Here is a 12,287-nt window from a genome sequence, read left to right on the forward strand (position 1 = left end):
TAAACTTTATGGCAGAATATTATCATGCATTAAATATTAAAATTGTTAACAAATCAGATGAAGTCCAATTCTAAGAGGCTTATTTTTTTCCTAAAAAGACTTTGGGTAAGATTTTATGGTCAAAGCTAAATTGTTCATTAAATACGTAATTAAATTAATGTTAAGATTTTTTCCTAAGCTCGGCACGAACAAATTAATCATTTTTTTCATGAAATGTATAGTTAATAAGAAGTTTTAATAGGTCTGGTTTTAAAGCCTTAAATAGCTTCCAATTGGATACAAAGCCAAATATGGATGTGGGAAGTGAATGTGGTGAGAAAAGATTATTCTCGCCAGAAAGATAATGTGGTAGCGAGTCATGAATAAACAGGACTCATCCAGGGGAGACCTGATACAGACATCTCAACGATTAGAGTGGGAAAAGAGCCTTATGCCTTATACAATTCCTAACAACAGTTGCGTTGGATGTGACAACTGCCGCCCCCAATGTCCTACGGGTGCAATCAAAATAGAGGACAATGAATACTGGGTTGATCCTGGTCTTTGTAATAATTGTGAGGGCTATTATTCAAAACCGCAATGTGTAATAGCTTGTCCAACTAATTCTCCCATTCCTTGGCAGGCGAAAAAGGGAAGATGCAAAGTTGAACCGAGAGATGCTAGCAGCTTAGACTTGTTTTCTAATGGCAAAAATAACCCATTTGCGTCAGCGATCGCAATTTGGGAAGCTTGTAATGTACTAGCGCAGCGCACATCACTACATTGGGAAACCGATGAAGAAGGCTACATCAGTTACAGCCGACAAGTCAATCAAGGGCGAGGTGCGATCGCTTTTCATATCCAAGATCCATTAAAAGTTAACGACAAGGCCACAGATATAGCAGCAATTGAGGGACTTGACATCAGAGCCGCCTGCATACATCTAATTTTTGCAGCCTATGCTACAGCCTTAGAGCAACCTTGGGAGCAAGAATTTGCGATCGATGAGCGACAAATCGAGAAATATTTGGGTATGGAGAAACGCAAAGATTTAAGCAAAGCTGCCAAGCTAGCTTTAATGAAAAATATTGTTCAGCAAGCTTGCTCTCTGATTATCTCCATTGACTGGCCCCAACAAGGTCGAATTAACGGATTCTCTGTTACAAACAGCCGCTTATGGCACTTAGTAGATATTCAGCACCACTTCCAAGAAGACAATCTCGGATGCAAATATCTAATTGGGCTAACTTTTAAAGTAAAAGCAGGCTTATGGGCACAATATTTCTTAAACAAACAAGCATGTAAAGAGCGAACCGCATTCTATCAATACGGCAGCCTCCCTAAAACCCTGCTAACCACAGTCATGAGCATTTGGCAGCAACATGAAGGCGCAGTTCGACTAATGCTGTGGTTGCTGTTTAAAACCAAAATGGGTAAGGAACAACGCATCACCATTCCTACCTTGCTGCGTATTGCTTACGGTGAAGAAAAAGTTGCCCTTGCATCCAGACAACGGGAAGAACGCAAACGTCTGCTGCGAACCTTTGAAAGCGATTTAGAAATTCTCAATCACTATGGAATGAAACCACTTTTCGATCCAGTTACCTACCCACCAGAAATTCAACCTTTGTGGGCAAAATTAGTTGATCTTCCCGAAGATCCAGATGAAGCATTAGAATTTTGGACTAATGACGGTGGTGCTGAAACTCGCCTCACAGACACAGGCCCCCGTGGTAAATGGAATCTGCTAATGAATGCGCGGATTTTGGCTTTTGAACTCCCACCAGAATGGGAACAGCAAATTTCAGAATCAGAAAAAAAGAAAACAAGAACTGCCAAAGCCAAAAGGAAACCCAAAGCTACAAACGATTTACTAGGCGAACAGATTTTGCAAGCGCGAAAAAATTTGAATCTTTCCCAAAGAGAATTGGCAAAACTCACAGGTAAAAGCCAAAGCTGGATTCGAGATATTGAAAATGGTCGTTTAAAAGCCAAATTAGAAGACCAAGTTCTGTTAAGAAAAGTCTTAAATATGACTTAATCTTGATTTGGAATTTAAACGCAGAGGAACGCAGAGATTTTGTTACGAATTTGTGCAGCGTTATACTAAATACAGCAAGACTCCGCGTACCTCTGCGTTTAAAAACTCTCCTCTTTTACGTACTATAACTCATTACCTTACTAGAGCTAATCCAAAGACTACCGACAGCATATTTAGTAACTACTAACTCTCTTGTAGCATTACATGAACTCTTCAGTTGTTGAGTCTTGGTTTCATCTCTCACAAGTTTAGCCTGGTAAGTGTAGAGAGAACCAGAAGGTTGTTCAAAACTTAGTTCAGCTAGGATAGTATTATTGTCTAAACTTTGCTCTAAAATTTTGCCTGCAACTTTGTAGTTAAACCAATCCCATCCTTTAGAGAGAATTAGTTCTCTTTCCAAAACCTGAAGTGCAGCGGGCAGAATTCCCCAGCCTCGATAGACTTGATGTAAGCATTGAATATCACCAGTCCGAGTCAAAATCGATCTAAATGAATCTTGATCTAGACGACCATAGTATCTTCCTTCTGGTAAGTCTATGACTGTTGGTGCAAACCGATGTCCACCAAAGTGCGATGATTTCCAAATTCGCACATTATCTAAGCACAAATCAGCATTTTTCGCTGTTACATGGAAGTAAAAAGGAGCGCCATATCTCGCACAACACTTATCATGGCTACCGTGAGTGCAAATTAAAATATCTCTAGTTGTACTAGTTTCTACTTCCAAATTAGAATCGATACCCCATATCCATTTTTGGACAACTTCTGCTACTTGCTCAATATTTGCTAGCTTAAACTCTTGTTTATGGTATCCATTACTTAGCCCCTCTTCTTTTTGATAAATCAAAAGCGTAGTGTGATTTACCTTGTGTGATACATCATTAGCAATTAAGAGGAATCTAATCGGTAGTTTAGCACGCTTCACTTCCTCTACCAAAATCCTCAAATTCTGAGGTACCCATTTGGAATTAAAGGCTTCTGATGTCCAAGGTAAAGGGCATTCAACTAAAATATAAGTTTGATAATTGGTGGCACTACCAATAACATCTTCTCCTACTTGACGTGAATCATCAGAACAAAAAAAAGTATTCATCTCGCTGTACTCATTAGCGTATTTTATGGACAAAAGGTATTACAAAATACAATTGTGTTCTTAGCTACAAATCCTTGGCTAAAGGAGATAAAAAGAACAATATTCATTTCCCAGTTAAAACTAGGTAGCCACTTTATAACATCATTATTGATCGAGGTCTTTCCGGTTAATAAATTCTCCACAATAGAGATAAACAGTGTCAAGAGATATTTTTCCGTATGAGTGACCTTAATTTTGTATCTAGTTTTATTGTTATCTGGTATTCCATAAATTTTCACTTGCGGAAACTCGGCTTTTCTGAACATATCGATGTAGCTGATACTACAATCAAAAATATTTCTAGCAACAATCTAATTGTTTAAAGTTTTACTTAAATTATCTACATAGCTACTTATAGATCCTGTTTTTACACATAAAGATATAATTCTGTGCCACTCTCGTGAGAGACATATTCCTAAAGGTAGATGCGGAAACATTTAATAAACAGCGATCGCTCTGGTAAGCCATACTGTTTTAAGATTTCCTCCACACTATCTATCGATCTATCCATATTGCAAATAATTCTCAATTAGATGAGAAAAATAAAAACAATTAAATTGGGGGCAAATGCTTTACAGCCCCGTACTTGATGTGCGATAAGTTAATAATGAAAACTAGTAACTAATTGTTATCAGCGTCACCAAAATCAACATTAACAAATTTGGTATTTAGCGTTTTACCTAATCTAACTTCCTGAAGCTTATGTCAGGGTTTGATGATAGGCATCTGCTTTGACTCTAACTGAAGTCAATAAGAAATGCAAGTATTTAAGAATCTTTATGACTTCTTTACAGTTTGTTGTCTCTAGGATGTTGCTTAAATCACGGTGAACAGGGATTTCATCGTGGAGATAGCTTACTAGAAATAGCATTGATAGTTTCAATTTAAAAGATAAAGCTTGGCAATTGTGACAAATTGTTGCTAGTAAAGGCGCACTTACTAATCCAAATATCTAGCTGTGGCGATCGCATATTTCTACTTCCATGCAAAACTGAATTATTTCAACGGAAATTGTGAATATTTTGATAAAGTAAAACAGATGTGGAGGTAAGATTATGACCCAAGCCTTGCCCAAGTTACTCACCTTCAATGAATTTAGCGAATGGTATCCTAACGATGGTAAACGCTATGAATTGCACAAGGGAGTAATTATTGAAATGCCGCCCCCAACCGGATCGCATGAAAAAGTTGTAGGATTTATAGCTCGTAAGCTAACTGTCGAGTTTGATCGCTTGAACCTTCCCTACACTATACCCAAAACCGCATTAGTCAAAACTCCTACTGCCGAATCCGCTTATTCGCCTGATGTGTTGCTGCTAAATCTTGATAATCTCGACAATGAACCGCTTTTTCAAAAACAGTCAACAGTAAGCCAAGCAGCATCGGTTCCAATAGTTATTGAAGTTGTTTCAACTAACTGGCGAGATGATTATTACAATAAATTTAGGGATTATGAGGAAATGGGCATTCCTGAATATTGGATTGCTGATTATGCTGCATTGGGCGCAAGAAAGTTTATCGGCAATCCTAAGCAACCTACTATTTTTGTCTGCGAATTAGTTGATGGTGAATATCAAATGACACCGTTTCAAGGTCAGACTGCGATTTCATCACCTACCTTTCCTCAATTAAATTTAACCGCGCAACAGATTTTTGATGCAGCTAACTAACGCACATTCTACCATAATTTATTATTAAAAGCTTTATTTAATCTGACAAAAGCACTTCAGTGTAGCAATCCATTATTGATCGAGTACCAGAAAATGTGCGATCGCATTTATTGGAAAGGTTCAAAACCATGACATTAATTTTAGCTCTCGATTTTGGTGGAACTAAGCTAGCGGCAGCATTGGTAAATGTTGGTTCGAGAAAGTGGTTGCGTTATGAACGTCGTCTCTCACCAGTAAATGCAGATGCTAGCACTGACTTGGAAATAATGCGATCGCTAATTTACTCTTTGCTGCAAGACACAAAACCTGCTGCGATCGGTGTCAGCTTTGGCGGCCCGGTTGATGCTTCCACAGGGATGGTGCGACTATCTCATCATGTCGCTGGATGGGAAAATATTCCTCTCAAAGCCTTGTTGGAAGAGGAGTTTGGCGTGAGTGTTGGTGTAGACAATGATGCCAATATTGCTGCTTTGGGTGAACACCGTTTTGGTGCGGGACAGGGATACGATAGCCTGTTTTATATTACTGTCAGCACTGGCGTGGGTGGTGGTTGGATACTCAATGGCCAACCTTGGCGGGGTGCGGGTGGAATGGCGGGCGAAATTGGACATATCGTTGTAGATCCTGCTGGGCCAGTTTGTTTATGTGGTAAGCGGGGATGTGTGGAACGTTTGGCGTCAGGGCCTTATATGGCGCAAAATGTTAGGGAAATTTTGGAAAAGGAACCGCAGAGGCGCGGAGGACTCAGAGATGGAGAGATTTTGAGGGGTTTGGTGGGGGATGATTTAACGTTGCTGACGGGGCAGTTGGTAAGTGAGGCTGCGGCTGCTGGGGATGATTTGGCGAAGGAAATTTTGCACAAGGCTGCTTGGGCGCTGGGTGTGGGTATTGGCAATGTAGCGAATTTGATGAATCCGCAGCGCTTTGTGTTGGGAGGCGGTGTGACGAAGGCGGGGGAGAATTTTTGGCGGGTGGTGCGTCAGGTGGCGCGGGAGACGGCTTTAGCGGAGGTTGATTTTGAAATTGTGCCTGCGGTTCTGGGGGATGATGCGCCGTTGTGGGGCGGTGTGGCGATCGCTTCTACTATGACAATAAATGAGTGAGGCATAGGGCGTATAAGTGCAAAAAGAATTAGTTATTTTTGATTGTGATGGAGTATTGGTAGACAGCGAAGGATTAGGCAATCGCGTTCTTGTGGAATTTATCGCTGAGTTTGGGCTGGCAATGGAACTTGAAGAAGCTATTTTGTTATTTAAGGGTTGCAAAATGGCTGATTGTGTTGCTGTCATTGAGCAAAGACTTGGGAAAAAGATGCCGCCAGATTTTGTAACTCAGCTTCGTACCCGTACTGCTGAAGCATTCGAGCGTGAACTACGTCCTGTAGAAGGAATAGAAGCAGCTTTAGACAAAATTAATCTACCCATTTGCGTTGCTTCCAGTGGCCCACCGGAAAAAATTAAGTTAGCTTTGCGTGTAACTAACCTACTGCCTCGATTTGAAGGACGTATCTTTAGTTCATATCAAATTGGAAGTTGGAAACCAGCACCCGACTTATTCTTACATGCGGCTAAAAGTATGGGGTTTCAAGCTGCATGCTGTACGGTTGTAGAAGATAGCATTTTGGGTGTACGTGCAGGTGTTACCGCTGGGATGAGAGTTTTAGGTTACACCGAGCAAAGTGAGGCTACTCTACTTGAGGCATCTGGAGCGAGTGTCTTTTACTCTATGTACCAACTGCCTTCTTTGTTATGTACCAACTGCCTTCTTTGTTATCGCACCATTAGGCAATAGGGTGGAATATCACTTAAGGTATTTTTTACAGTTCATCATTTGGTGAATTATGACATTTAACACATTTACGCTTCTGATATTGAGAGTAGTTACACTCAGCCTACTCCTTTTAGACACATCTGGCGTATTTAGCCGAGCGGCTCAACAGCCATTAGAAAGTTTTGTTGAAGGCAAGATCAAATTTACCAGTAGTGATGCCATATCATCTTCAGTAGAAAAACGCCCTAACCATAGCGAGAAGATTTATGTTAATCCATTAGCGATCGCAGCAAAACACATCTTGAACACGATGCGGGAGACGCACTACACCCATAAAACCTTCGTTGATAAAATCAATGGAGTTTACGATATGGATTGTTCTGGATTTGTAGGTTATGTGTTGAATCAGATTGCACCTGAGTATCTGGCGCTGATTCCCAAGGAACCGAAACAGCCTAGGCCGCGTGCCTTTAAATACTACGAATACTTTCATCAATTACAAAAACACTCTACTTCGGTACGAAAATGGAAGGCAATCAACCGACTAATGGATGCAATACCTGGTGACATTATCGCCTGGGCAATGGAACCGATTACTGAACACGCGGATACAGGACACGTCATGTTTGTGGCAGCAAAACCTGTGATGAACTCTAATGGCACGGTTAGCGTAACGGTTTATGATTCAAGTGCTATTCGCCATAATGATGACACGCGCTCACCGGATAGTACTGGAATCGGTTGCGGTACAATTGTGTTTCGAGTCGATACTAATGGCGCTCCTGTGGCGTTTCAGTTCAACACTAGGGCAAAATTTCATCAATTGCCGATTGCTATTGGCAGGGGCAAAATATATGAACGTTAACAAATTTTTTTCCCATTTTTTGCTCTAGAAATCACAACACTAATATCCCATCTTATTGCGTTTAAACCTACTATTGCTGTTGAATATTTTGACGAAACTCTCTAATCGCTTCCAAGGGAGCGATAACAAAACACAACGATTGAGCAGAGATAAATCTAATTCTGCTAATAGCTCACTTTTAACAACTTTTTCATATTCTTGTTCTCGTAAGCAGTAGACTTCAATTGTGCCATCTTCCCAAAACCAAACTTCTGGGACTCCCATTAATTTGTACTTCTGTAATTTTATGGGACTACCGCTAGTAATCACTACTTCAACACAGAGGTCTGGTACAGGTTTGTCGTTTCCAAAGCAATAAGATAAGTCAGCTTGATATTCTACTATCTCAGGAATAATCTGGCTCAAACTCCCACTGGGGAAAAATTCAATGCCTTTGACTTCAAAATAAGTAATTAATAGTCCAGCAATTAAACACTTAATCACCTCATGAGGCTTACCAATAGTCACAATTTCTAAGATTCCCTGACAATAAAACAGACGCACCCCTGGTACATTTTCAAAGCTAGCTTGAATCGCTTTAAACTGTTCCCAACTTAATCCATGCCGAAAGAAGCGTTGTTCTTCTGGTAAGTTAACAGCATTTTCTAACGTTTGAGTCATAATATTTTTTACTCTCTTAGTTAGTAGTTACGAAATTTATCTTATTTCTATTTTAAGTCAAAACCAAATTATCTCGGTGAATCACGGTTTCTGCACCGGCATAACCTAAAATTGTAGAAATTTCTCGTGAATGACACCCACGAATCTTTTGCAGTTCATTGCTGTTGTAATTCACAAGCCCTCTAGCAATTTCGTTACCGTTGCTGTCACACAATTGCACAGCATCCTGTGTGTCAAACTCTCCTTCTACTACTTTAATCCCAGCAGCTAATAAGGATTTTCCTGCTAGAGAAATTGCCGCGATCGCACCTTCATCTAAATACAATTTCCCCGCAGGTACAAGTCCGTAAGCTATCCAACGTTTACGCGCCGAAGTTGGTTCGGGTTGCGGTTCAAAATGCGTCCCAATCAGTTCACCTTGGATAATTTTTTCGATATTCCGGGGAAATCGCCCTTGAGTAATTACGGTACGGACTCCGGCTGCGATCGCAATTCTCGCAGCCGAAATTTTTGTCGTCATCCCACCAGTACCCCACTGGGAACCTTGGGAACTTGTTTGTATCTGTAATTCTGTTAATTCTTTAATGCTACTAACTAAAGCGATCGGCCGCGCATCAGGTACGGAACGGGGATCGGCTGAGTACAACCTATCGACATCGGTGAGCAAAAATAGCCAATCTGCTTCTACTAAACTAGCAACTAATGCCGAAAGGGTGTCATTATCACCAAATTTTAGTTCGTCTATTGCTACAGTATCATTTTCATTGACTATGGGGATCACTCCCAGTCCCAGTAATTCCTGGAAAGTATTGTAGGCGTTGAGATAGCGGCTGCGCTGCACCAAGTCACTGCGAGTCAATAATACTTGAGCGATCGCTTGTTGCAAGGTAGTAAATAAATCATCGTATATCCGAATTAACCTACCTTGTCCCACTGCTGCTACAGCCTGTTTCAGTGCGATCGCTTTGGGACGTTCAGTTAAACCCAACCGCGCACAACCTACCCCCACAGCACCAGAAGAAACCAAAATTACCCGATGTCCCTGTCGTCTTAAATGGCAGAGTGTTTCCGCCAAGGTAGCGATGGTAGAAAGTGCTAATTGTCCTGTTTCTGGTTGGGTTAGGCTAGAAGTGCCGATTTTGACAACAATTGTTAATGACATCTTTCAATTTTAGATTTTAGATTTTAGATTTTAGATTTCAGATTAGACATCTTGCATAAGTTTTTTAGACCCCTACCCTAAAGCACGCGCCAGATAAACACACTAAAGCCAATGGAAACAAGCTTTTAGGCTTTAAATCTACCCATATTAGATTCAATCCAAAATCCAAAATCTAAAATCCAAAATTGTAAAGCGCCAATCCCTCTATAGTGAAGGTTGACGCTTTACGGGGTATATTTACTTAGTATGAGTTAGGGTCTTTTTTGGCTGACCCCATGTTATTAATACTTATGATCCCCGATTTTTGAATCACATTTAGATTCCTTAATTATTTCTTTAGATTTACTTTCCTGATGATTTCTCAACTTTTGTGAATCTTCCTTTTCTTGGGGGTAATAGAGGCTCCCAGAATTTCAGATATCCAAACTTCAAAGTTGCGGATGGGATGAGAGCGGAGAGCCGCGTCGGCATGAACAATCGGTTCGACTAAAATGGTAAACATTCCCAGGCGATTACCTGCGATGACATCGGTAAACAAGCGATCGCCTACCATCCCCACTTGATGGACTGGTAAATCCATTCCCCTCAGTGCGGCTCTAATTTTGCGGCGGGAAGGCTTGGCTGCACCCAAATAGTAAGGTAGATTGAGCGATCGCGCAATTCCACCAATTCGCGCTTCACTCAGATTGTTACTCACCAAACACAGTGCAGTACAAGTGCGAATTTGCTCCACCCACTCCCGTAGTTCTGGGGAAGCTATTCCGACTGTAAAGGGTACTAAAGTTTCATCTACATCCAATACCAGCCCTTTAAGCCCGTATTTTTGGATAATATCTGGTGTTAGGTTCAACACGGAACCCTCTAAAATCAAGTCAGGCTGTAAAAGATTGTTCCAGGTCATAGTCAACAGTCAAATTTAAGTAGTTCAGACAAATGAGCATAACCCAATATAGTTTAGTTATTCTAACTCCATCCTGGAATCTCTTTCTGAACACTTTGAGATAAAATACCTAAAATCTTATCTATCTCTTTGATGTAATAACTACTCAAATCAATAAATATATCATTTTCTTCTAACTTCAAAAACTTCCAAATATCACCCGTTGTTACCGCGCCGTAAATTTTTATGGTTTCATTTCCTTCTTGTTGATTAAACAATTGTGCTGCTAACATTGCAGCTGCACATTGACCTAATCCACCTTTAATATTTTCATTTTTGGCTTCAATAATAACCACCACCGGGACATTAATTGTTAGTTGCTCTTTAGAACGACTAATGATAAAGTCACAATAGCCATTTAGTCCTTTTTCTGGATCTACATTAAAATCGGTTCCCGAAAATAAACTAATTGGATAATTAGCCCTGCGCCTTACCTCCAACAATATCGGAGTGATAATCATTTCTGAACGAGCTTTTTCAGTATTAATTGCTAAAGCCAGTTCTGTAGTTTCTTCTAAAGAATTTTTGAGTTTCTCACTTGCCTGTAAAGGTTCTATGTCGGCAAACAAGTTAGTTTCTTCATCAATGCGGATGCTGAATGACTTTTTAAATTTACTTAATGTAAAGTCGCTATAAGCCATTTTTAGAACCTCATAGCAATTTTAGATTTTGGATTTTAGATTTTGGATTAAAAATCTCTATCAACTAAAATGCTTTTCCCATTATTTTAAACAACACTAATTGTCGCAATTTAGTGTTTCATTACTTTCTACATTTAATGAAAAATGGTACGAGATTCTACTATATTGTACTGGGAATGAAAATTCCCAATTAAAAAATTCAAAATGAAAATAATTACATTTTGAATTTTTAATCTTATTCAACTTCATTAAAAAGATGTTCTTCTAACAAAGGTTGCACTTGGCGAAACTCCTCTGGAGAGAGTAATTCAGGCTCACCTGTTTTTGTTATCCGTGCGAAAAACAACAGAGGATCGAGGGGTGTATAAATTGCATACTCCTGATCTTCATCATAAAAGCTAGCGAGTAGCTGTAATTGCTCTGGCTCTAAATCTTCCCCTTCGTCTTCGATTTCTAAGGTGAAGAGTTCTGATTCTTCAACTGGCGGTAAGTCACCTTCAACTGTGAGAGCATAAGCTGTGTTCTTCAATATCAGGTTTTGCTCAGATAGGACAGCTTGAGCATTCGCAAAAATTTGCTCAATGATGGCGTCGTCTTCTACCAGAACTGCTTCTTCTTCCTCACCGTCACCTTCCCAAGAAAAAATTTCTACAGGTGAGTCTACAGGAAGAAGCAAAACGTATTCTTGTCCATCTACCTCCAGGGAATGCTCAATATAACAGTCGAGCGATCGCCCTTTGTCATCGGTTAAAGTGATGGAACCCGCATGAGCGTTATCATTTTCTTCAGAGAATGGAGAGGAAAACATAGCCGAAATGTAGAAATTTAATAAATACCAGCAATATTGGAAATCGCTTAACTATCTTAATGACATTTTATGTCAAGCAAATAGCTTTATACGTGGATACAACTGCTGGCTAATCGTCTTCAGAATATCATGTTAAAAGGTATCAATATTCAATAGCCGCAACTGAACTCCGGGAGTTGGCACGCTTCACATCGAGCCATTGTTGTAAAATCAAAGCAGCTGCCTTGCGGTCAATCAAACCTTTATGGCGTGACGGGGAGCGGTTTTCAGCTATCAGCAGTTGCTCTGCTTGAAATGAAGTTAATCGCTCATCCATATATTCCACAGGCAGTTTTAGTGCTTTAGAAAGTCTTGTCGTAAATTTCTGAACTTGACGAGCCTGAAATCCTAATGAGCCATCCATTGAATAGGGTAAGCCCATAACTAGAATTTGCACCTCACGTTCATTAACTATTTGTCGGATTTGCTCGACATCTTGCTCAAAAGATGTACGTTCAATAGTGGTGATTCCCGTGGCAATTAAACCCGTGCGATCGCACCCAGCCACACCAATGCGCTTGCGACCGAAATCTAGTCCCAACGCTGAAATAAACGGTTTTGCTTGCCCTTGGGATATCAC

General features: G+C 40.2%; 12 protein-coding genes. 5 read left to right on the forward strand and 7 right to left on the reverse strand.

Annotated elements, in window-relative coordinates; all coding sequences use genetic code 11:
• The first annotated feature begins 430 nt into the window (after positions 1-430).
• Positions 431-2,020 carry a helix-turn-helix domain-containing protein gene (locus V7L07_RS32895; RefSeq protein ID WP_335063780.1) on the forward strand — a complete coding sequence of 530 codons (1,590 nt, stop codon included), beginning with the start codon at positions 431-433 and terminating at the stop codon, positions 2,018-2,020.
• 115 nt (positions 2,021-2,135) lie between these two features.
• On the opposite strand, the gene V7L07_RS32900 is transcribed toward V7L07_RS32895, so the two are convergent.
• On the reverse strand, positions 2,136-3,113 hold the full coding sequence (locus V7L07_RS32900) for a sucrase ferredoxin (protein WP_335063782.1): 978 nt from the start codon (positions 3,111-3,113) through the stop codon (positions 2,136-2,138).
• Positions 3,114-4,207: 1,094 nt separating this feature from the next.
• Between V7L07_RS32900 and V7L07_RS32905 the strand changes: the two genes are divergently transcribed.
• The 4 genes from V7L07_RS32905 (at position 4,208) to V7L07_RS32920 (ending at position 7,457) form a co-directional block, all read left to right on the forward strand.
• A complete protein-coding gene (locus V7L07_RS32905; protein ID WP_335063783.1) occupies positions 4,208-4,822 on the forward strand; it encodes a Uma2 family endonuclease in 615 nt (204 codons plus the stop codon).
• Between the two features lie 128 nt (positions 4,823-4,950).
• Positions 4,951-5,925: an ROK family protein gene (locus tag V7L07_RS32910; RefSeq protein WP_335063784.1), complete on the forward strand. Its 975-nt coding sequence runs from the start codon at positions 4,951-4,953 to the stop codon at positions 5,923-5,925.
• A gap of 16 nt (positions 5,926-5,941) precedes the next feature.
• Positions 5,942-6,613 (forward strand): HAD family hydrolase, encoded by a 672-nt coding sequence (locus tag V7L07_RS32915; protein WP_335063786.1) that lies wholly within the window; start codon positions 5,942-5,944, stop codon positions 6,611-6,613.
• A gap of 49 nt (positions 6,614-6,662) precedes the next feature.
• The gene (locus tag V7L07_RS32920; protein WP_335063788.1) at positions 6,663-7,457 is read left to right on the forward strand and encodes a hypothetical protein; all 795 of its coding nucleotides are present in this window, start codon (positions 6,663-6,665) and stop codon (positions 7,455-7,457) included.
• A 39-nt stretch (positions 7,458-7,496) separates the two neighbouring features.
• Here V7L07_RS32920 and V7L07_RS32925 read toward each other — a convergent pair whose 3' ends face one another.
• The 6 genes from V7L07_RS32925 to ruvX form a co-directional block, all read right to left on the reverse strand.
• On the reverse strand, positions 7,497-8,117 hold the full coding sequence (locus V7L07_RS32925; protein ID WP_335063790.1) for a Uma2 family endonuclease: 621 nt from the start codon (positions 8,115-8,117) through the stop codon (positions 7,497-7,499).
• A gap of 52 nt (positions 8,118-8,169) precedes the next feature.
• On the reverse strand, positions 8,170-9,279 hold the full coding sequence (gene proB / locus V7L07_RS32930) for a glutamate 5-kinase (protein ID WP_335063792.1): 1,110 nt from the start codon (positions 9,277-9,279) through the stop codon (positions 8,170-8,172).
• Between the two features lie 361 nt (positions 9,280-9,640).
• Positions 9,641-10,180 (reverse strand): YqeG family HAD IIIA-type phosphatase, encoded by a 540-nt coding sequence (locus tag V7L07_RS32935; RefSeq protein ID WP_179069028.1) that lies wholly within the window; start codon positions 10,178-10,180, stop codon positions 9,641-9,643.
• A 62-nt stretch (positions 10,181-10,242) separates the two neighbouring features.
• Positions 10,243-10,860 carry a hypothetical protein gene (locus tag V7L07_RS32940; protein ID WP_335063793.1) on the reverse strand — a complete coding sequence of 206 codons (618 nt, stop codon included), beginning with the start codon at positions 10,858-10,860 and terminating at the stop codon, positions 10,243-10,245.
• Positions 10,861-11,095: 235 nt separating this feature from the next.
• Positions 11,096-11,668, reverse strand: coding sequence for a DUF3727 domain-containing protein (locus V7L07_RS32945; protein WP_179064283.1), 573 nt, complete (start codon positions 11,666-11,668; stop codon positions 11,096-11,098).
• Positions 11,669-11,810: 142 nt separating this feature from the next.
• Positions 11,811-12,287, reverse strand: coding sequence for a Holliday junction resolvase RuvX (gene ruvX / locus V7L07_RS32950; protein WP_179064284.1), 477 nt, complete (start codon positions 12,285-12,287; stop codon positions 11,811-11,813).

It is taken from the genome of Nostoc sp., assembly GCF_036916985.1.
Taxonomy (GTDB): Bacteria; Cyanobacteriota; Cyanobacteriia; order Cyanobacteriales; family Nostocaceae; genus Nostoc.